The following is a 20802-nucleotide window of genomic DNA, read 5'->3' as shown; positions in this document are numbered from 1 at the left end:
GCCGACGATGAGGCCTTTTTTGCCTTTTAAAATCATTATTTCTCCTTTCTATTTTGCTTGGCTTTTGAGCGCTTTTTGGCGATTTTGTTAAAATTTTGCTCGGCAGACTATATGTCTAGCCTACGCAAAATTTTAACTGCAAAGCCCCAAAAATCATCTCAAAATCCTTCGCAATTTGACTTAAAAATTTTGCAATTCAAATTTAACAAAACGTCAAATTCTAAACATAAATCGACAAGCGGAAATATCGCTAGGCGGATTTAAATGTTTTGAAGTAAATTTCGTCCCAAGACTAGGCATGTAGCCTGTCGCAGGGCGAAATTTACGAAATCATTTAAAGACGTCAGCGGGATGACGCGCTAATAAGCTCCAAGAAACCAGAAGCGTCCCAGCTCGCCGTACCCACTAACACCCCATCGCAACCTTTTATCGCGCAAATTTTTGCGATATTTTCAGCATTCACGCTGCCGCCGTAAAGTAGCGGCGCGAGGCTTTTAGCACGCAAGAAATTTAGCATTCTTTCGATCTGCTCGCACTGCGCGCTTCTGCCCGTGCCGATCGCCCAGACGGGCTCGTAGGCTAGTACTAAGCTCGGATATTTCAGATCGATATCCTCAAGCTGTGTCGCTACAAACTCCTCGCTGCGGTTTTGCGCAAATGCCGCCTCGTCCTCGCCGACGCAAAAGACGATGCGCCAGCCCTGCGCTGCGGCAAAACTGAATTTCTCTCTTATCAGCTCCGCGCTCTCGCCCAAAATAGCGCGGCGCTCGCTGTGACCGATAAGAACGGTTTTGACGTCAAATTCCGCCAGCATATCGCCGCCGATCTCACCCGTAAAGCTGCCATGCGCGGCAGGATAGAAATTTTGCGCGCCTTGAGTAAAATTTTTTACCTTCGCGCAAAATGCGCTAGCGGGAGGAAAAACCAAAATTTCATCCTCGCACGAAATTCCGCCCGCTAAGCCTTCATCTAAAGCTTTAGCGTATCGCTCAAAGCTAGCGCGGGTATGGTTACATTTAAGATTCGCCGCCAGTATCATCGCAGCTCCGTTTTAGCAGTAAGCACTCGTACGCCCGGCAGTTCCTTGCCCTCGATGAGTTCTAAGCTCGCACCGCCTCCGGTAGAAATAAAAGTCATATCGTCGGCGTTGCCCGCGCGTTCGACGACATCTGCGGTATCGCCGCCGCCCACTACGGTCGTGGCGTCACTATCTGCGATCGCGTGCGATATATGCAGGCTGCCGCGAGCGAATTTATCAATCTCAAAAACCCCCATCGGTCCGTTCCACCAGATCGTTTGTGCATCGTCTAGGGCTTCTTTAAAAAGCGCTACGGTCGCAGGCCCGATATCTAGCCCCATCCAATCGCTTGGAATTTCTTGGACGGTAACCTTTTTTGTAACGGCATCTTGCGAGCATTGCGGAGCTGCGACGGCATCGACGGGGATATAAATTTTAACCCCAAGCTCGCGAGCATTGCGGAGAATATTTTTTGCTTCCTTGATTAGATCCTCTTCGAGCAAAGATTTGCCGATGTCATATCCGACGGCTTTTAAAAACGTAAATGCCATGCCGCCTCCGATGATGAGCTTATCGACTTTAGGAAGTAAATTTTTAAGCGCCTGAAGCTTGCCGCTTACTTTGCTGCCGCCCGTTACGGCTACAAAAGGACGTGCAGGATCTTTAATAAGGTCTTTGGCAAATTTTATCTCTTTTAGCAGCAAAAATCCCGCCGCCTTGTGCGCCTCATCGTAGAATTTCGTAATCGCCTCTACCGAAGCATGCGCGCGGTGGCATACGCCAAAAGCGTCGTTGATATAAAATTCCGCGTAGCTTGCAAGCCTCTTAGCTAGTGCTTCGTCGTTTTTGCTCTCGCCCTTTTCAAAGCGCAGATTATCTAGCAAAAGCACTTCGCCCTTTTTAAGCGAATTTACCGCAGCTCCTGCCTCCTCGCCCGCGACATCGGAGACAAATTTTATCTCGCGTTCCAAAAGCCTAGATAACCTCTTTACCACAGGCTTTAGGCTAAGTCTTTCTTCGTATCCGTTTTTTGGGCGCCCTAAATGACTGGCTAAAATTACCGCGCAGCCCTCGTCTAAGCAATATTTAATAGTAGGGATAGACGAACGGATGCGGCGATCGTCCGTAATATTGCAAAACTCATCCATCGGCACGTTAAAATCGCACCTGATAAAAACGCGCGCGCCGTCTTTAAATTTCAAATCTTTAATCGAAAGAATTTCGCCCATCTTATTTCCTTCTTTTTGCCGCATATAGGGCTAAATCGATAAGGCGCTCGCTATATCCCCACTCGTTGTCATACCAGCTCATCACTTTTATCAGATTGCCGTCAATTACCTGCGTGCAGTCGCTAGCTACGATGCTGGAGTATTCTGAAGTACAAAAATCGCTGCTGACGCGGCTATCGTCATCTACGAGCAAAATTCCTTTCATCTCTTTAGCGGCATAGCGGCGGAAAATTTCATTTAGCTCCTCGGCACCCGTCTGCTTGCGCGTTAGCACCGTTAGATCAACCATTGATACGTTAGCCACCGGCACGCGCACAGATTGTCCGTGCATCTTACCGCTTAGCTGAGGAAGTACCTTACTAATCGCTTTTGCCGCGCCCGTCGTAGTCGGAGCGATATTAAGAGCTGCAGCGCGTGAACGGCGAAAGTCCTTAGCTTTTACATCAACTAGGCTCTGTCCATGTGTATAGGCATGGATCGTCGTCATAAGACCCTTTTCGATACCAAGCTCGTCGTCTAGAATTTTTGCAATCGGAGCCAGACCATTAGTGGTGCAGCTAGCATTTGAAATGACGCGCTGTCCTGCATAAGCGCCCTCATTAACGCCGATTACGAAAGTAGGCGTATCATCCTTGGCAGGCGCGCTCATTACGACTACGCCGATACCGTTATCTATGAACGGCTTGCATTTTTCGCTCGTTAAAAACGCACCAGTACATTCAAGCACAGCTTCTGCACCATCGCCCGCAAAATCAAGCTCCGCAGGCTCTCTGGTGGAATAGACGCGGATCTTTTTGCCGTCTACGGCTATGCATTCATCGCTTAGAATTTCTATTTTTTTACGAAACTCGCCGTGAACGGTGTCGTATTGAAGCAGGTATCTCGTAAGCTCGCGTTTAGCGGTATCGTTGATCGACACAAGCTCCACATCGTCCCTGCTTAGCGCAATTCTAGCCGCGCACCTACCGATCCTTCCAAAGCCGTTAATTGCGATTTTTACTGCCATAAGGTTCTCCTTATTTGGGATGTTTTCAGCTGGAATTTTACTAAATTTGGGTTAATCTTTGATTAAATAAAAAGTCGCGAAATCTAGGATTTACTTTTTGGCTATATAATTCGCGAACTTTTTTTAAAGGAGAAAAAATGAGACGAATTGTATTCTCGTCATTAGCGGCAATCGCGATTTTAAGCGGATGCAACCAACCTAAGGCCGATACGGCTCCGCAGCAAAAGCAAGAGTCTGTAGCGCACACGATCGTATTTCTACTAGGAGAGACCGGAGATAAGCGCATCAGCCTTAGCTCGAACGATATGTTCGCAACGGGCGTGTTAACCGATGAAAAGGGTAAAAAGCATAATCTCAAACGCGCGGCTTCCGCAAGCGGCATAATGCTTACGAACAACGAAGGTATCGAGCTTCTTTTCAAACGCGGAGAGGGAGTGTATACGCCGGGCAAAGGCAAGAAGGATATTCCGGTAACCTACACCGAGCACGAGCACAAAAGCGGCGAAATGATGTAGCCGCGGCGGGGTTAAATTTAAACGCCCTAAAAAACGAATTAAATTTAACCCTCGTTTCTGCTTCTTTATCCATAGCAAAATTTAACCCTCGTTTCGACCTCTTTGATCTGCGATAAAGCTCAACCTTTTTTCGCTTCTTTCATCTACGCAAATCAAGCTTTTTTGCAAATTTTAGCTCGCGTGCGTTAAAAAACAAGCTCCGCAAGCCCAGCATCCCAAATTTTACAAAATACCCATTTGCTTTGCGCTTTGGCGACGATTTTGGATTTCAACCGAATTTTACTAGGATTTTGCTAAACTGCGACGAAATTTTAGCAGGCCGGTGCAAATACGGCGCAAAATAGATAATTTAGCGAGATTGTCGCATGGATAGCATTAAATTTTACCTAAACGATTACGAAATTGAGGGCGAAAGCTTTATTGAAGTCGTCGTTGCGATAAACGGCGAGCCCCTGCTTGAGCTGATTAGGCAGCGCGAGCAAAGCTTTGCGGCAAAAAATGGGCAAGCTAGCATCGCAGGAGGCTACGCCTACTTAAGCTTGATCGATTTTGAGGAGCTATTTTTGCGCGCCGCGCTTGAAGCCGATTTGGCGCAAGATGAGCGAGATGTCGTGCTGCTGAGCTGTCCGTGCGGGATCTGGAGCTGCTGGTATCTCGCGCTTAGGGTTAAATTTGAAACGGAGACGGTTAAGCTTTACGAGTTTAAAAACCTGCGCCGCAAAGATTGGCAGTATGGGCTTGAGTTTAAATTTGACCGCGTGAGCTTTGTGAGCGAAATTTCCAAAATCGCCTCTTTTAATAAGCTCTAAAATTCAATAAATTTTAACGGCGCTCTCGAAACTGCGCCGAAACAAACCTACCTTTTCCTCGGCAAAATTTAGCTTTAAAGCGGAATGGCTGCCGCGAAAGCTCATAGTATTAAAATTTTCGCCTCGCCGCTTCGCAAAACCTCCAGCAAAATATCATAAAATTTACCCAGCCTTAGCTTTAAAATTCCGCCCCTTTTGATGACGACGAAAACCTGTCCGCCTTGCTCGCCAAGCGCGTCGTAGAGCGCATCTAAATTTGCGACGTATTCGGGCTCGAAATCCAGCGCTGCGGCAAACAGCGCGAAAATTTGATCTTTGCGCCTAATCTTTGCGCCGTCGACGATGATCTTTGCGGCGCTGCGCGTTTTAAAATTTAAACTCATTGCACGCGCTCGAAGCTTTCGTAATGATCGGCGGTGTAGAAGATCAGCCCGTCATTTGAAAATATCAGCCGCTTCGCGCCGCGCGCGCCGCCGCGATACTCGATGTCGCATTCGCGCCAAATCCGCCCCTTTTTATCAGGCAATCTGCGCTCGAAATTGCCGAAGCGATCGCCGCCGATGCTCTTGCCGCGCGCGTATCGCCACAGATCGCCGCCCTGCCAGCCAAGCTCGCCCGCCTGCTTTTTCGTGATAAAATTTTGCGGCAAAGCGCCCGTACGGCGGATATGAGCGCTCACGCACTCCCTGCTTATGCAGGACTCGTCTGAGGGCTGATTTTTAGAGTTTGCGGCGGGATTTTGCGAGCTTGAAGCTTCATAATCTGCGCTGTGCCGCCTGTGGACATCCGCCTCGTCTTTAGAATCTGTCGCGACGGGCTCGTTTGCTCGCGGATGAGATTTTAAATCTCTTATATCTCCCCCGAGCCCTGCTCCGCCGTCTGCGTTTCTTGCGCCGCTCTTATCTTTTGCGCCGACGTCGCTTTCTGGATTTTCGAAGCTTAAAATTTCGCGATCGGTGCCGCGTTTTATATTTTGCGCGCTGTTTTTACGAGAGGCGGCATCTAGGATTTTGGAGGTAAAAACCCGCTCATCTTTAGCCGCGGAGCCGCGCGAATTGGAGATAAAATTTAGCGCCAAAAGAAGCGCTGCGAAAATTGCGAGCGGGATCAGCTTTTTTGCCACCGCTAGCCTCTTTTACGCGTGGCGAAGCGAAAATACGCGACGATTATCGCGACGATCGCGGCCAAAATTAGCGGCGCGATCCACGGGGCTTCTTTTATCCGCTCGTAAAGCCCGCGCACGAAATCGCCCGCGTAGTAGCTCAGTAGCCCCACCACGAGCGCCCAAATGAGCGAGCTTACGGCATTGATGACGCTAAATTTTAAAAACGAATATTTTGTGATGCCGATTGCGATCGGTACGAGGGTTTTGAGGCCGTAGATAAATTTTTTAATCAAAATGATGCGGTCGCCGTATTTTCGAAACAAAATCTGTGCCAGAGCGAGGTTGCGGCGCTGTTTGCGCAGATATGGCATGATCTCTTTTTTATTGTAGCGGCTTACTAAAAATAGCCCCGAATCGCCTATGAAGTTCGATATGCAGGCGATTACGATGCATAAGACGATATTGAGCTCGCCGGCCGAGCTTAGCACGCCCGCTGCCGCAAGCGCCAAAAATCCGCCGCCCAGCGAATATAAAAACAGTATCAGATACCCCCACGTATGGAGGTTTGCAAACATCGATTCCATCGAATCCTTTCATTAGATCGTATAAAATTCTATAAATTTTGACTAAAGCAGCTTTAAATTCGGTGCGAAAATTTCACTATAACGTCCCACGACGCTACTTGATTTCGCTGTGACATTAAATTTAAAATTCCGCGCAGCTGTCGCAAAATACAAAATTTCGCCGCAAAATATTAAACGAAATTCTAAAATAAAATTTCTAGACATCAAGCAAAATCACCGCAAAATTTAACGGTAAAATTTTGCGACTATAAATTTAATGACAAAATTTCGACTTCTTTAGAATTCAAAGTAACTTGCGAATTACACAGGATTTACGCGATACCTTCGAATACCTCCCACCCCGCGAATTGCAGTAAAATTACGCACCCAAGTCTATTATTCTGCAGAAATCACGCGAGCAAAATTCCAAGCTGCTAATAAAACGCCCATAAAGCAAAATTTTTCGCTAAGCTATGCGCCTTAGCATCTTTAGCTAAATTTTACTCATCTGCGCCAATTACTCGCATCAAAAGCGCATAGCCCTCGGTATTTGGATCAAAAGCGCGATCATTTTTGGTCTCCAGCACCGAACCACCCAGGCTCACGCCCGCAAACAGCCCGCCTTTGTTCGTAAAGACATACATATCCTGATTTAGCACGTCCAGTGCGCCCGAATCCGCGCTGTAATTGCCCGCGACCGCCGTCGCATCGCCCGAGAGCGTGATTTGGGATTTTCGCATCTTTTCGATCACGTCGTCGTTCATCACGAAAATGACTAAATAATTATCCTCGTAACCGATCTGAAGTCCGATGCTGGCGCTGCTGATCTCTGCGCCGCTTACGCTGCGCGCGCCGTCATTATTGTAGATGATGATCCCCTCGCCGTACATTCCGCCTATGATGAAACCCAGCTTTTTGACGCTCGGAAAGATCACTATCGCGCGGGCTTGCTGCGCTAGATATTTGTACTGCGAGTTTGTGCGCATTACCGACGAATAGGCGCTTGCGCTGTTGATGATGAGCTCATCATCGGCAAATGCCGCGTTAAAAAGCAAAAATAAAGCGATTATAAATTTTTTCATTTCATACTCCTTATTTGGCTATCTCGACCGCGCGAAGCTCGCGTATGACATTGACCTTGATCTCGCCTGGGAATTGGACCTTATCTTGGATATCAGAGGCGATCTCTTTAGCGACCAAAACCGCTTCGTCGTCGTTCATAAGCTTGGCGTTTGCGATAACGCGGATTTCGCGACCTGCGTTGATCGCGTAGGCTTGCTTGACGCCCGTTTTGCTCATCGCGATCGCTTCGATATCGCTAACGCGCTTTAGATAGCTTTCTAGCACCTCTCGTCTAGCGCCTGGGCGCGCAGCACTTAGCGCGTCTGCGGCACAGACTGCGGCGCTTTCCACGCTGGTAGCCTCCTCGTGGCCGTGGTGGGCGTAGATAGCGTTTATAACTACCGGATGCTCTTTGTAGCGGCGACAAACCTCAGCGCCCAGATCTACGTGCGAACCCTCGTACTCGTGAGTTAGCGCCTTGCCGATGTCGTGAAGCAGGCCTGCTCGCTTGGCTAGTTTTTGATCTCCGCCCGTTTCTGCGGCGATGATGCCCGCAAGATGCGCGACCTCAAGGCTGTGCGCAAGGGCGTTTTGTCCGTAGCTGGCGCGAAATTTAAGCTTGCCGATGAGTTTTAAAATTTCCGGATGAATTTTGCTAAGGCCTAGATCCATTACGATATTTTCGCCCTCTTCGGCGATACTAGCTTCAAATTCATCGCTTACTTTTTTGTAGATATCCTCGATGCGCGCAGGCTGAATTCTGCCGTCCTCAATAAGCGTTTCGATGACGCGAACGGCGATGGCGCGACGGTATAGATTGTGCGAGCTTACGATGATCGCATTCGGGGTATCGTCGATGATGACGTCCACGCCAAGAGTCATCTCAAGCGCCTTTATGTTGCGCCCTTCCTTACCGATGATGCGGCCTTTAAGCTCGTCATTTTTGATATTTACGACGTTGATAAGTCGCTCGGCGGCAAACTCGCCCGCGAAGCGCGACGTAGCCTGCGCCAAAATATAATTTGCCTTTTTTCGCGCCTCTTTTTTGGCTTCCTCTTCATATTTTCGCACGATGTGAGCGATGTCGGTGCGGCTTTGCTCCTCGACCTTCTTAAGCACCTGCGCGCGCGCTTCATCCTGCGTAAAACCCGCCACGCGCTCCAAAACCTTAAGCGCTTCGGCTAGCTTCTCTTCATAGCTTTTCTTTAAATTTGAACCCTCTTCGTAGAGGAATTTCGCCTCTTTTTTGGCACTTTCGAGCTCTTTTTTGCTGTCTTTTAAAATCTCTTGCTCGGTTAGAAGCGCGTGCTCCTTTTTGCCGAGCTCGTCAAATTTAACGTTAAATTCTTTCTGCAGTTTGCTTGCCTTATCTTCGTATTTTTTCTTAGCTTCAAACTCAGCTTCCTGTACCGAAATTTTAGAATTTCGCAAGATGCCCTCGGCTTCAAATTCTATAGCTTTGGCTTTAGCTTTGGCTTGTTCGACGAAGAAATCGTAATTGGCGTTATTAATCTTTCTAGCTACTAAGTATCCTATGCCAGCGCCCACCGCAAGAGCGCACAAGGCGATTAAAATCTCTATCATATTTTCCTCTTTTTAGGTAATTTTGGCTCGGAGTTATGTAAAAATCACCCTTTGCGTCGTGATCAAGCGATAAAATTTCGCTGCAAAAGCAGTCTTTTATACTCACGAACGCGATTGCGGGCTTAAGCTTCAGACCTGAAAAAAACATATCGTAAAATCCTTTCCCATGTCCTATTCTAGCCATTGCGCCATCCACTCCGATAGCTGGAACCACGGCTAGATCGACCTTTTTAAAATACCCGTTTTGCGGCAGCGTCTGTCGCAACCCAAAGCGCGAAATTTTAAAAGGCTGGCGCAATCTTACCATTTTTAAACTAATATCCACCATAAATGGGACGTAAAATTCGCAGCTTTTTGATAGCTTTTTTCTTAAAATCAAAACGTTCGGCTCGTAACTCATCGGCAAAAATATCAAAATTTTGCGCGCTTTTAAAAATTTCACCAGCCCCTCTATGCGCCTTAAAAGCAGGTAATGCTCGCATCTGGCTGCGCGCGCGGCGTGAGATTTCAGGCGAGATTTACAGATTTTTCTAAATTCATTCTTTTGCATCGTTTGATCTTTCGAATAAAATATTAACGCTTATTTTAGCTATTTTTTGTATAATTTTGCGATAAAATTCTCAAGGTTTAGTATGAAATTTCGTTTTTTTCTAGCGCTTTTTACGGCTGTTTTGTTTCTTGCAGGTTGCGGCGATGATGAGGATAAAAAATCAAGTGATACCCCGACCGAGGCCAACACCACGCAGCCGCAGTCCGAAACCGAAGCCGTAATCCAGGTCGATTACACCGCTCCTTTTTCTCTTCAGCTAAGTAACGGCAAAATTTTAAATATGCAAAAAACAAAGCAGGGCTTTCGAATCGATAATAACTCCACCGTGACGCTATTTGCGTTTTTTACGCCGTGGTGCGACGCCTGCGCCGTGCAGGTAAGCGCGCTAAATGCCGCCAAACAAGCCTACTCCGGCAAGCTTGACATAATCGGCGTAATGATCGGTGACGCAAATTTAGACGATGCAAAAACCTATGCAAGCGCGCACGAGGTAAATTACGCGATCGCTTACGGCGAAGGAACGGATTTTTTTACAAAAGCGTTAGGCGGCATAAACGAAGTTCCATATATGGCGATATACGACGAAAAGGGCGAGTTTAGCGCGCAGTATTTCGGGCTGATGCCGGAAGAAATTTTAATGACCGAATTGGAGAAAATTTTCTGATGTTCGAATTTTTTAAAAAAGGGCTTAGCAAGACCATAGACGCGATGCGGGGTGCGAAAAGCGAAGATAAAATTTCAAAAGAAATTCTAGAAGAGATGCTGCTTGAAGCCGACGTAGGCTACGAGCTTGTAGAAGAGATTTTAGAAAAACTTCCCGCATTAAAAAAGCTAGTTGCCAAAGATGATCTTAAGGGCGTTTTGAAGAGCTATTTCGATTACGAAATCACCAAACACGCGGATGAGAAGCCGTTCGTAGAGCTCATCATCGGCGTAAACGGCGCGGGCAAAACTACAACAACCGCAAAGCTTGCAAATTTATATAAAAACAGCGGCCAAAGCGTGATTTTAGGCGCATGCGACACTTTTCGCGCAGGGGCGGTCGAGCAGCTGCGCAAATGGGCGCAGATTCTAAATTTACCGATCGTAGCGACCGCGCAGGGGCACGATCCCGCTGCTGTGGCGTTTGACACCGTAAGCTCGGCTAGCGCTAAAAACATCGATCGCGTCCTGATCGACACCGCAGGGCGTCTGCAAAACCAGAAAAATTTAGCCGCAGAGCTAAGCAAGATCGTGCGAATATGTGACCGCGCAAAAAGCGGCGCACCGCACCGCAAGATCATCGTGCTCGACGCCACTCAGGGCAATCACAGCGTCGCGCAAGCCAGGGCGTTCAACGAGATCGTAAGGCTTGACGGCATCATCATCACGAAGCTTGACGGCACGCCCAAAGGCGGCGCACTTTTCGCCATAGCGCGCGAGCTGCGGCTGCCGATACTTTTCGTCGGCGTGGGCGAGCGGATGGAGGATTTGACGGAATTTAACTCGGATCAGTTCGTAGAGACGCTGGTGGATGGAATTTACGCCTAGGCCTTGCGCCCGCGTAAATTTATATATTCTCGTCAAAGAAGTTTAAATTTACGCGCTGAAATGCTCGGCAAATTTTGCCGCTTTATTATCTTAGAATAAATTTTACTTAAAATTTTGCGATTTTCGTTTAGGATTTTGCAAAATTTTAGCTCACGCACCGCATAAAAACGCGCCGCTCGCGTCCATTCGCACCAAAATATGTATAAAATCCCTCCGCCTGCAACGCGGCGTGCTTACAAGAATTCCTCAATGATCTCAAGCCGCTTAAATTTTACGGTTATCCTCTGTCCGCTCGCAAAGATAAAATCATACTCGCAAACGCCTTCCCGCTTTAGCGAAAATTGATGAACTATCAGATCGTTATTTTTAAAGCTCTTGTCGTCCGTTTTGAAGCGGACGGCTAGGACGTTTTTGAAAATAAATTTAAAATTTCTATCCCCATATGGCGATAAAAATTTCATTGCTAGTCTATCTTCGTTTTTTAAAATAGCGAATTTAAATTCAGTCAAAACGGCGTCGTGAAGGGTTTCTTTCGTACCGAACAGATACCTTTTCGGATCCGAAATGAACTGCCTGATAGGCTTTGCTATTTCGTTTTCATTCTCGCGAAGCGACCTAAAATAATCGTCAAAATACCAAATACCGCCCCTTCTTTTTATTTTCGCCGTGATCATCCGTCTGTCCATTGCGCGTTTTTCTTAAATTTTATTCACGTACACTGCATAAAAAACGCGCTCGCCCGCGTCCGCTCGCACCAAAACACGTACAAAATCCCGCCGCTGCCGAAATATACCTCGCCGCCTTGCTCGCAGCTTGGAAGCTCGCTGTCAAGCTGCATCAAAAACTCCATCTTTTCGCCGCATATCGGACAGCGCGGCACCTGCGCGCCCTGTATCCATGAAGGCTCGCCGCCGATGCGCGCGAGGTTTTGCCTACTATTTGACATCCCCCAGTCCTGAGCCGTCCAGCGGGCGGGCGTAGGCGCAAGTGCTACTTCGCACTCCTTTATCGGTTCGTCAAAGGCGTATTCGACCTGCGTCCTTTCGCCGATACGTCGTGGCATACCCTGCGCGTCGTGCTCGTAAAAGACTATCTCGCCTTCGTTTATCTCTCTGACGTGCGCGGCGAGGGTTAGGCGAGGCAGCGATCGCACGGGCAAGTCGCGGGGCAGCGGATCAAGCGTGATGAGATGAAATAGCGGATTTTGCGCATCGCCGTCCGCCTCGTCCAAAACCCCGCCGAGCCTATATCCCGCCTCGCCGCCCTCAAACCGCCAGGTCGGATGGTGCTTCGCCAGATGCGGTGCATAGGGTGCGCCGAAATAGCCGCGCGGAAAGATTATGTGATACACGCGCTGGCCGCAGTATCTTTTGAGCATAAATTTCTCGCCGCCAAAGCAAATTTCATCGTTCGGCGCTTTTTGTGATTTATCGGAGTCGGTTTCGTCCGCGTTAAATTTAACGACGCTTGCCACATTGCACGTTTCATTTAAATTTACGTTAGCTCGCGATACGTTGCGCTCGCTCGTTTGGGTTTGTTTGACGCCGACACATTCGTTTGCATCCGTTTTTAAAATTTCATCCGCTGCCGTTTGAGCCACGCCGTCTGCGTTAAATTTAGTCCGCTCAAAGGTAAATCCGACAGCCTCCAGCCAATAGCCGATATACTCAAGCAGATCGCACGGACGGTCGAATAAGTCCTCTGCAAGCGCGAACTCGCAGGCAAATTTCAAGTTTCGCGGCTCGCGGGTTTGCAGCAGGCAGCTAAAAATTTTTTGCCGTTCATCTTTGCTCGTCTGCGGATCCGCAAGCTTCTCGCGCCAGATTTGCGAGCCCTCATAGCTAAGCCCGCGCCACGGATACTCCGCGTAATACGTGCTCTCGTTCGGCTGCAATTTAAAAAGCTCGCCCAGATACGGGTGCAAAAACGGCGCGAACTCGAGACTTGCCGCAGCGATTACCTCTTCGGCGTTTTTCCAGCGTGCGCTTTTTTCATCTCTGCCGCGTTGCCGTACACTTTTGCCTGCGCTTTCGTCCGCCCACGCTGAGCGTGCATTCTCTCCCGTCTGTGCCGCGCTTTCGTCCTGCTTCGTTTCGCGCCCCTCTGCCACCTCTTCGCGCAAAATTTCAACCGCCGTAGCAATCAGAGCCTTAAAATCCTCCTCGCCTACATAGTCCAGAGCGTCCTTTAGCAGCGTGCCGCCCTCTTGCCGCCCGCGCAGCAGACTGTCCGATAGCGTAAAATACGCCGTCTCGTCGCCTTGCAGTCGCCAAAATCGCTCATATAAACCGGGCACTCTAAAGCCGTCGCGTTCGAAATCTTGCGCCAGATTTAGCGCCTCATCCCGTTTATCCATCTTATTTCCTTTTGCGATTTTATTTTGATAATTTTATCGTAAATTTAAGTTAAATTTTGAAGGCGGCTTATCTTGTATCTCAAAATTCTATGGAAAAATATGGGAGATTAAATTCGGCGACGAATTAAAATTTAGAAGTGTGCCGAGCCCCATAGAGCCCGGCTAAATTTTAAAATAGCTTTTAAATTTAAAAGCTATCGTCTCTTTTTTCAAAGATCAGATGCAGCACGTATGTCACGGCGAAGGTCAAAGTGCTAGGCACGATCCAGCCGAGCATCGAGTCGTAAAACGGCATCATCTTCACAAACGATGTCACAAGCGGCACAGAAATCCCCAAAATATCAAGCCCGTTTATGACGCCCTCTACGACGCAGACATAGACGCAGGCGCGGTAAATCAGCTTGCTTGAATCGATCCACGGGTTGATCAGCGAGAGGATTATCAGCATGATCGAGATCGGATAGATGGCGACGAGGACCGGGATGGAGCCTTTGATGATGGTCGTAAGGCCGAAATTTGCGACTCCAAAGCCGATCACGCACCAAGCGATCGCCCAGGTTTTATATTTGACCTTGCCCTTCGTAAGCTCTTCAAAGTATTCGCTAGCCGAGCTTATAAGCCCTAACGTCGTGGTGATGCAGGCTAGGAAAAATGCGCTGCCTAGGATCACTACGCCCACTCTTCCGAAGTAATGATCGCTTACTCGCGACAGAAGCTCCGCTCCGTTGATATTCGGCGTATCCTTGAAAAGCTCCGCAGAAGTCGCGCCCAGATAGCCCAGCATAAAATATATCGTCATCAGTATGACGCCCGACATCATTCCTGCTTTTATCGTAGAGGTGACGAGGTGCTTCTCGTCGCTCACGCCGGTTGCTTTAATGGCGTTAATTACGATGATTCCGAATGCCAGCGACGCAAGCGCATCCATCGTCTGATAGCCCTCTACGAAGCCCTTTGCTGCGGCGTGGTCAACATACTCCCCGCTAGGAGCGACGAAACCTCCGATCGGAAACAAAAATCCCGCGCCGAAAAGCAGCAAAATAAGCGCCAAAAGTATCGGCGTGAGGTATTTTCCAAGCAGATCGACGAGCTTTGAAGGGTTCATACAGATGTAATAGTTCAGCGCAAAATATGCCGCAGAATAAACAAATAGCCAAATTTGAAGACGCTCTTCCGCAATAAAAGGTTTGATGGCGATGTCAAAAGGCATATTCGCCGCGCGCGGTATCGCAAAAAGCGGCCCGATCGTAAGATATAAAAGCGCAGTAAAAACGATCGCAAACACCGGATCTATGCGGCGCACCAGGCTCTGAAGCCCCTTGGCGCGCGCAATGCCTGCGACGCCGAGAACCGGCAGAAGCACCGCCGTAGCGCAAAAAAACATTATCGCGACATAAAAATTCTGTCCGGAATCTTTGCCTAAGCCCGGCGGAAAAATAAAATTTCCCGCACCGAAAAACATCGCAAATAGCGTAAGCGATATCGTCAAAAACTGGCTTCTACTAAGCTTGCCATTCATCTTAAACCTTCCTTGCTGGATTTGAAACTTATATTGTAGTTACAAATGTTTAAAACATATTTAAATTTAGCCGAAATTTAGCTAAAAATTAGCTTTTTTTACGATTTTTTGGCGGACACGCAGCGCGCGGGGCGGCTAAAATTTTAAAAATTTTAAGTATAATTTCGCAAAATTCAAGGCTAAATTTAGACAAAATGAGCGAGGGATAAAGATGGCGAAGATTAAAACTACGATTTTTGAGTGCCAACACTGCGGCAATCAGCAAAGCAGATGGCTCGGCAGATGCCCCGACTGCGGCGCATTTGATAGCTTCGTCGAGCTCAAGCCCGCTCAGATCAAAGCGCTAAAAGGGATCGAGGGCGAGCTTGCCCGCGCCTCATCCGCAAGCGCCAAAGCGATCAGCGAGATACAGATCGAGCAAATTTCGCGCATCGACACCAAGGATAGCGAGCTAAATTTAGTCCTCGGAGGAGGCGTCGTGGAGGGCTCGCTCGTGCTAATCGGCGGCAGCCCCGGCATCGGAAAATCCACGCTGCTGCTTAAGATCGCGGCAAATTTAGCAAGCGGCGGCCGCGCCGTGCTTTACGTAAGCGGCGAAGAGAGCGCCAGCCAGATCAAAATGCGTGCGCAGCGGCTAGGGGCAATAAGCGAGCAGCTGTTTCTACTCACCGAGATAAATCTGGGCGCCGTGCTTGAAGAGGTCGAGCGCAGGGATTATAAGTTTATCGTCATCGACAGCATCCAGACGCTTTTCAGCGACAAGGCCCCCTCTGCGCCGGGCTCGATCACGCAGGTGCGCGAGATCACGTTTGAACTGATGCGACTTGCCAAAGCGCGCGGGATTTCGATCTTCATCATCGGCCACATCACCAAGGAGGGCTCGATCGCGGGCCCGCGCATACTAGAGCATATGGTGGACGTGGTGCTGTATTTCGAGGGCGATGCGAGCAAACAGCTTAGAATTTTGCGCGGTTTTAAAAACCGCTTCGGAGCTACGAGCGAGGTGGGGATTTTCGAGATGGGGCCGCACGGGCTCGTAAGCGCCAAGGACGTCGCGAGCAAATTTTTCACGCGCGGCAAGGCGGTAAGCGGCTCGGCGATCACGATCACTATGGAGGGTACGCGCGCGCTCGTCGTGGAGATCCAAGCGCTCGTGTGCGAGAGTGGCTACCCCAAGCGCAGCGCCACGGGCTTTGATAAAAACCGCCTCGATATGCTTCTAGCGCTACTTGATCGCAAGCTTGAGATCGGGCTTGGCGGATATGACGTCTTCGTAAACGTAAGTGGCGGCGTAAAGATCACCGAAACGGCGTGCGATCTCGCCGTCGTTGCGGCTATCGTAAGCAGCTTCAAAAACCGCCCGATCAGCAAAGAGAGCGTCTTCATCGGCGAGGTGAGCCTAAACGGCGAGATCAGAGAGATCTTCAACCTCGATGCGCGCCTGAAAGAAGCCGCGATGCAGAAATTTAAAAACGCGATCGTCCCGATGAAGCCGCAAAACGCGCAAGGGCTTAAAATTTTTCACGCCACGGAGATTACGCAAATTTTAGATTGGATGTGAGGCGGCGCGCTTCTTAGCCTCGGCTTGGCGGGCGGTGCAAGCGAGCGAAAATAGGCTTTGAGCGGCAAGGGACGCGTTGCTTTTGTATGGGCGCGGCGAAGGGCGCACGCAGACTTATCGCTTTTTGCATAAACTTAGAGATCGGTGCGAGCGAGCGAAATAGGCTTTATAGGGTGCGATATTTAAAATTTTACGTATCGCAGCGGCTTTAAAATTCGCCGAGTTTTAAAAACGAAACGACGCTGCGAAGCCACATGAACGCGAGCGAAGCTATAAAATTTCATTTGAGTTTTAAAACGGCGCGACGGGGGCGCGATTAAAATTTAATCATTCGCGCCGCATCCCAGGCCAATACAAGGCGAGTGCTTTGCGGCGCAAAGCCAAGCCCGATAGGTCCTTGCGTCGCGCAAAATTCTATCGCGGTGCGCAGGACGTATCGCATAGAGCTAAGAGCCGATAAAATTTTAGCGGCGCCAAGCTCTCATGCGCGGGTGCGGATACCACAAGCAAAGTATCACGCGCCGAGCCGAATGAGCGCTGCTGCGACACGCTGCAACTTAGGGGGCTTGCTAACGAGACGCTACGCAATCCAAAGCGCGCAGATCCGCCTCACGTAGCCAAAAGACAAAGCCTACAAGGCGGCAAGATAGCAACGCAGCGAGAGCGCGATGAAATTTTAACGCAGGCCGCATAAGCCGTCGGCAAAGCCTAATTCTACGGACAGGTTCTGCGGATAAAATTTCGCAAATCTAGCGTGGATAAAATTTTATAAAATTTAAACGGAAAGGTGCATATGAGCCCAAACGTAATCGTCAAATTCGTCATTTTGTTTTTCATCAGGGCGCAAAGCTTAAACGTCAAATTTAGCAAGCTCGACGCCATCGTGTCGCGTGCCTACGCCAAATACGGGGCGGTGTTTAAGCTAAGCGTACCGCTACTTGCAGCAGTATCGGTATTTGCGCTGTTTAACCTATACGATTTTGCCAAAGCCAACTACGCGCTGACGGTCTTTTTGCTCGCTTTGGGCTCGCCTCTGCTTACGTATAGCTTTTTTAAGGCGATAAAATCGGCGATGGCCTTCGCACTCTTCGTGATCCCCTTTGCGACGGTGTTTGCGATCATCGCGGTGACGGGCGCGGAGAAGCTTGATAACTCGCTAATTCGCACTATTGCCTTTCCGATGTTCTTTACTTTCGTGTGGTTTGCGATGTCGGTGATCGCCGACGAGGACGTGGCGCAGATCATGAATAAGATCGTATCGAAGCTCTCGACTCTTTTCGTGACGATTTTCATCCTTTACAACTACGAGGTATTGCACGGGATTTTAACTGCGGACGCGGGAGGGTATCATGCGAGCGGCGATGATCTGACCGCGCTTGATCTCGTGTTTATAACGATTAGATTTTTTACGCTGCCTTCGATTTTTACGTTGATGATTTTTGAGATCAAAGATTATCTTTTTACGAGATACAGCGCGTTCGTGCAGGCTCAGCAAGATCGCATGGGGGATTTAAAAAATCCCAAGAGCTCGGAGTAAAATTTAAAGCTTAGCTCGATCTAATTTTGTGCGCCGTAAATGGTCGCAAATACCGAAGATTGCGACTGCCGTGTGTACGCTGAGCTTCGGTGCGGCAGCGGAACTAACAAAATTTGAAGTGAAATTTTAAAGCGAATTTCGAGGCGAAATTTTAATGCCGTGCGGAGTCGAGATTTAATGCCGCGCGGGTTAGAATTTAAAGCCGAAAGCTTCAAATCCACGCCCTGCGTTAAATTTAAAATTCTAAAAGAAGCTGTATATGTCGTCTAAAAGGAAGTATTTTTTATCGACGGTGCCTTTGTAGAAAGGCTCGAAAGTATCGTTATACGCCTTTTTGAAAAAGCCCTCTTTGCTAAGCGAAATGAGCGCTTGATTAACGGCTTCTGCGAGATCTGCGTTGCCTTTTTGCATCGCGATGCCTAAAAATACGTTCTCGCCAAGACTTTTGATATTAACCTCGACGCTAGGATCTGCGACCGGATAGACCATCACAAATAGATTATCGTCGCACGCGCCATCGATTTCGCCGCTCTTTAACCGCTTGTAGCAATCGGAGGAATTTTTGCAATACACTAGATTGTAGCCGCCGTCCTTTTGCATAAACGCTTCGCCCGTCGAGCCGCGAATGACGCCTACTTTCTTACCTCGCAGATCGCTCATTTTTTGGATATTGTCGCTTTTCCTAGTTAAAACTCCGGAATTTACCGAAAGATAGGGCATCGAAAACTCATAATTTTTCTTTCTCTCCTCAGTAACGCTTGCAGCCGCGATAAGCATATCCGCCTGATTATTTTGAATGGACGGAAAGCGCGCTTGCGCTGATACCGGTATGAGCTCGATCCTGCCGCCGGTATCGCCTAAAATTTTGCCTCCGATTGCATTAGCAAGCTCCACGTCAAAGCCCTCAAAGCCGTTATCCGTAACCCTACTAAACGGAGGTTCGTTTTCATAAACGGCGATACGAATGACTTTACTCTGCTTTATTTGGCTTAAAGAATTCGCAAGCGCGAAGATGCAAGATAAAAGAATTAAAAACAGTGATTTTTTCATTTCAAATTCCTTTTTTATTAAAAAAAGCTGTAAAGATCGTCGAGTAGGAAATACTTTTTATCGACAGTACCTTTATAGAAGGATTCGAAAGTATCCTCGTAAGCCTTTTTGAAAAAGCCCTCTTTGCTAAGCGCAATCAAGCCTTTATTGATCGCTTCTAGCAGCTCCGCGTTACCCTTTTGCACCGCGACACCCAAGAATACATTATCGCCTAAATTTTTTATATTGACCTCGACTGCGGGATCTACGATCGGATAGACCATTACAAAAAGGTTGTTGTTGCAATACCCGTCGATCTCGCCACTTTTTAATCTCCTGTAGCAATCGACCGAATCGTTGCAGTAGGAAACATTATAACCGCCGTCCTTTTTGATATACGCCTCGCCGGTGGTCTTGCGGATGACGCCGATCTTTTTACCCATTAGATCGCCTATTTTGTGAATATTTGAGTCTTTTTTCGTTAAAATTCCCAAATTCACCGTAAAATACGGCATCGAAAAATCCACGCTGCCTTTACGCTCTTCGGTAATACTTGCGGCTGCGATTATCATATCGGCCTGATTGTTTTGAAGCATCGGAAAGCGCACTTCGTTTGTTACCGGTATAAGCTCGATACGACCGCCGCTGTTACCGAAAATTTTACCGGCTAGCGCATTGGCAAGCTCGACCTCAAATCCCTCAAAGCCTTTCTCGCTTGACTTGCTAAAAGGCGGCTCATTTTCATAAACGCCTACTCTGATAACCTTGCTTTGCTTTATTTCGCTTAAGGAATTCGCAAAAACAAAGATCGCCGACAATAGAATAAGAAAAAATGACTTTTTCATAATTTCCTCCTTGAATTTTAAATTTTTCGTAATTGTAATGTAAATTTTCTTAAAATTTCATTTTACTAGAACCGAAACTATTCCCTAAATTGCGAGTTTAGCAATAAAATTTCGCAACTAAAATTTCTAAACATAATGATAGAGGCTTTTTAAATTTTGCTGCCTTGCGCCACACCCTGCCTGCTCTCATTAAATTTTAGCGCTTCGCTTAAATTCTGTGCGTCTATTAGCGCCTCGCAAAAATAGCATGCCGCTGCGAAATTCTATGGAATTTTATAAATTCTGCAACGACGCGTTAGTAGAATTTTATAATCCAAACCCAAGCTCGCAAAGTCGGGCAAAATAGCAAGACTATGCGAGCCTTTTAAATTTTACCTAGCGAGAGCACACAGCTATGCTTACTGCAAGCAAATTCAGGCGAGCCGTACCGCTATGCCCACCTAAAATAAGCTATAGAGGTCATCTAGCAAGAAATATTTTTTCTCCGCAGTGCCCTTGTAATACGGCTCGATAGTCTCGTCATAGGTCTTTTTCATAAAGCCGTTCTTACTTAGCTTGACTAGCTCGCCGTTTAAGAACTCAAGCAGATCCTTATTGCCCTTAGAAACCGCAATGCCTAAGAAATCCGAAACGCCTAAATTCTTGATATTTACCTCGGTGTCGCTGTCAATTACGGCATAAGCTAAAACTATCAGATTATCCGTCGCATATCCGACGCCCTTACCGTCCTTTAGCATTTTATAGCATTCATTTGCGGTGGCGCAATTTACAATTTCAAAGCCCTCTTTTCTAAAATACGCTTCGCCCGTAGTTCCGGTTTCTGCGATGATCGGCTTGCCGTGCAGATCCGATACGGTCTTGATCCTATCGCCGGCGCGGGTTAGCACGCCGATATTTACTGCGAAATATGGCGTCGTAAAATCGACTAGCTGCTTACGCTCATTTGTGATCGTAAAGGTCGCAAGCACCATATCTACTTTATTT

The 20802-nt window shown here is 48.0% G+C and carries 22 protein-coding genes; 7 read left to right on the top strand and 15 right to left on the bottom strand.

The window, feature by feature from the left end; translation table 11 throughout:
* Nucleotides 1–343: 343 nt before the first annotated feature.
* Genes Q0117_RS05480 through gap form a run of 3 tightly spaced genes read right to left on the bottom strand, consistent with a single transcriptional unit; the run spans nucleotide 344 to nucleotide 3253 of the window.
* The gene (locus Q0117_RS05480; protein ID WP_297923540.1) at nucleotides 344–1039 is read right to left on the bottom strand and encodes a triose-phosphate isomerase; all 696 of its coding nucleotides are present in this window, start codon (nucleotides 1037–1039) and stop codon (nucleotides 344–346) included.
* Nucleotides 1036–2247: a phosphoglycerate kinase gene (locus tag Q0117_RS05475; RefSeq protein WP_297923538.1), complete on the bottom strand. Its 1212-nt coding sequence runs from the start codon at nucleotides 2245–2247 to the stop codon at nucleotides 1036–1038. The genes Q0117_RS05480 and Q0117_RS05475 overlap by 4 nt, the downstream gene beginning before the upstream one ends.
* A 1-nt stretch (nucleotide 2248) precedes the next feature.
* On the bottom strand, nucleotides 2249–3253 hold the full coding sequence (gene gap / locus Q0117_RS05470) for a type I glyceraldehyde-3-phosphate dehydrogenase (protein WP_297923536.1): 1005 nt from the start codon (nucleotides 3251–3253) through the stop codon (nucleotides 2249–2251).
* 137 nt (nucleotides 3254–3390) lie between these two features.
* On the opposite strand from gap, the gene Q0117_RS05465 reads away from it, so the two are divergent.
* Both Q0117_RS05465 and Q0117_RS05460 read left to right on the top strand, forming a co-directional pair.
* Nucleotides 3391–3768 carry a hypothetical protein gene (locus tag Q0117_RS05465; RefSeq protein ID WP_297923534.1) on the top strand — a complete coding sequence of 126 codons (378 nt, stop codon included), beginning with the start codon at nucleotides 3391–3393 and terminating at the stop codon, nucleotides 3766–3768.
* A gap of 365 nt (nucleotides 3769–4133) precedes the next feature.
* Entirely contained in the window at nucleotides 4134–4577 is a 444-nt protein-coding gene (locus tag Q0117_RS05460) for a hypothetical protein (protein ID WP_297923532.1), read from the top strand.
* Nucleotides 4578–4678: 101 nt separating this feature from the next.
* On the opposite strand, the gene Q0117_RS05455 is transcribed toward Q0117_RS05460, so the two are convergent.
* From Q0117_RS05455 to Q0117_RS05430, 6 genes are all read right to left on the bottom strand, one after another.
* A complete protein-coding gene (locus Q0117_RS05455) occupies nucleotides 4679–4960 on the bottom strand; it encodes a barstar family protein (RefSeq protein ID WP_297923530.1) in 282 nt (93 codons plus the stop codon).
* On the bottom strand, nucleotides 4957–5700 hold the full coding sequence (locus Q0117_RS05450) for a ribonuclease domain-containing protein (protein ID WP_297923528.1): 744 nt from the start codon (nucleotides 5698–5700) through the stop codon (nucleotides 4957–4959). Before Q0117_RS05450 ends, Q0117_RS05455 begins: the two co-directional genes overlap by 4 nt.
* Before the next feature lie 2 nt (nucleotides 5701–5702).
* The gene (locus tag Q0117_RS05445; RefSeq protein WP_297923527.1) at nucleotides 5703–6266 is read right to left on the bottom strand and encodes a DedA family protein; all 564 of its coding nucleotides are present in this window, start codon (nucleotides 6264–6266) and stop codon (nucleotides 5703–5705) included.
* A 479-nt stretch (nucleotides 6267–6745) separates the two neighbouring features.
* On the bottom strand, nucleotides 6746–7327 hold the full coding sequence (locus tag Q0117_RS05440; RefSeq protein ID WP_297923525.1) for a lipid-binding SYLF domain-containing protein: 582 nt from the start codon (nucleotides 7325–7327) through the stop codon (nucleotides 6746–6748).
* Nucleotides 7328–7337: 10 nt separating this feature from the next.
* On the bottom strand, nucleotides 7338–8891 hold the full coding sequence (gene rny / locus Q0117_RS05435; protein ID WP_297923524.1) for a ribonuclease Y: 1554 nt from the start codon (nucleotides 8889–8891) through the stop codon (nucleotides 7338–7340).
* Nucleotides 8824–9441, bottom strand: coding sequence for a 5-formyltetrahydrofolate cyclo-ligase (locus Q0117_RS05430; RefSeq protein WP_297923522.1), 618 nt, complete (start codon nucleotides 9439–9441; stop codon nucleotides 8824–8826). Before Q0117_RS05430 ends, rny begins: the two co-directional genes overlap by 68 nt.
* Nucleotides 9442–9523: 82 nt before the next feature.
* Between Q0117_RS05430 and Q0117_RS05425 the strand changes: the two genes are divergently transcribed.
* Both Q0117_RS05425 and ftsY read left to right on the top strand, forming a co-directional pair.
* Nucleotides 9524–10105 carry a TlpA disulfide reductase family protein gene (locus Q0117_RS05425; protein WP_297923520.1) on the top strand — a complete coding sequence of 194 codons (582 nt, stop codon included), beginning with the start codon at nucleotides 9524–9526 and terminating at the stop codon, nucleotides 10103–10105.
* The gene (ftsY, locus tag Q0117_RS05420) at nucleotides 10105–10971 is read left to right on the top strand and encodes a signal recognition particle-docking protein FtsY (RefSeq protein WP_297923518.1); all 867 of its coding nucleotides are present in this window, start codon (nucleotides 10105–10107) and stop codon (nucleotides 10969–10971) included. The genes Q0117_RS05425 and ftsY overlap by 1 nt, the downstream gene beginning before the upstream one ends.
* A 233-nt stretch (nucleotides 10972–11204) precedes the next feature.
* On the opposite strand, the gene Q0117_RS05415 is transcribed toward ftsY, so the two are convergent.
* The 3 genes from Q0117_RS05415 to brnQ all read right to left on the bottom strand — a co-directional run bounded on the left by Q0117_RS05415 (nucleotide 11205) and on the right by brnQ (nucleotide 14846).
* On the bottom strand, nucleotides 11205–11645 hold the full coding sequence (locus tag Q0117_RS05415; RefSeq protein WP_297923516.1) for a hypothetical protein: 441 nt from the start codon (nucleotides 11643–11645) through the stop codon (nucleotides 11205–11207).
* Between the two features lie 35 nt (nucleotides 11646–11680).
* On the bottom strand, nucleotides 11681–13327 hold the full coding sequence (locus tag Q0117_RS05410; protein WP_297923514.1) for a hypothetical protein: 1647 nt from the start codon (nucleotides 13325–13327) through the stop codon (nucleotides 11681–11683).
* A gap of 187 nt (nucleotides 13328–13514) precedes the next feature.
* The gene (gene brnQ, locus Q0117_RS05405) at nucleotides 13515–14846 is read right to left on the bottom strand and encodes a branched-chain amino acid transport system II carrier protein (protein ID WP_297923512.1); all 1332 of its coding nucleotides are present in this window, start codon (nucleotides 14844–14846) and stop codon (nucleotides 13515–13517) included.
* Between the two features lie 211 nt (nucleotides 14847–15057).
* Here brnQ and radA point away from each other — a divergent pair, with 211 nt between their 5' ends.
* The 3 genes from radA (at nucleotide 15058) to Q0117_RS05390 (ending at nucleotide 17944) form a co-directional block, all read left to right on the top strand.
* Complete coding sequence (gene radA, locus Q0117_RS05400) at nucleotides 15058–16407, top strand: DNA repair protein RadA (protein ID WP_297923510.1); 1350 nt, start codon at nucleotides 15058–15060, stop codon at nucleotides 16405–16407.
* 362 nt (nucleotides 16408–16769) lie between these two features.
* On the top strand, nucleotides 16770–17024 hold the full coding sequence (locus Q0117_RS05395) for a hypothetical protein (protein ID WP_297923508.1): 255 nt from the start codon (nucleotides 16770–16772) through the stop codon (nucleotides 17022–17024).
* 176 nt (nucleotides 17025–17200) lie between these two features.
* Nucleotides 17201–17944 (top strand): hypothetical protein, encoded by a 744-nt coding sequence (locus Q0117_RS05390; RefSeq protein ID WP_297923506.1) that lies wholly within the window; start codon nucleotides 17201–17203, stop codon nucleotides 17942–17944.
* Between the two features lie 243 nt (nucleotides 17945–18187).
* On the opposite strand, the gene Q0117_RS05385 is transcribed toward Q0117_RS05390, so the two are convergent.
* From Q0117_RS05385 to Q0117_RS05375, 3 genes are all read right to left on the bottom strand, one after another.
* Complete coding sequence (locus tag Q0117_RS05385; RefSeq protein WP_005873330.1) at nucleotides 18188–18994, bottom strand: transporter substrate-binding domain-containing protein; 807 nt, start codon at nucleotides 18992–18994, stop codon at nucleotides 18188–18190.
* Nucleotides 18995–19011: 17 nt separating this feature from the next.
* On the bottom strand, nucleotides 19012–19818 hold the full coding sequence (locus Q0117_RS05380) for a transporter substrate-binding domain-containing protein (RefSeq protein ID WP_291938062.1): 807 nt from the start codon (nucleotides 19816–19818) through the stop codon (nucleotides 19012–19014).
* Nucleotides 19819–20258: 440 nt separating this feature from the next.
* On the bottom strand, nucleotides 20259–20802 hold a 544-nt coding region (locus Q0117_RS05375; protein WP_297923503.1), incomplete at its 5' end, for a transporter substrate-binding domain-containing protein.

The organism is uncultured Campylobacter sp., assembly GCF_937997535.1.
Lineage (GTDB): Bacteria > Campylobacterota > Campylobacteria > Campylobacterales > Campylobacteraceae > Campylobacter_B.
Note: the sequence above shows the minus strand (reverse complement) of the source record. Positions and strands in the feature narration are given on the sequence as shown.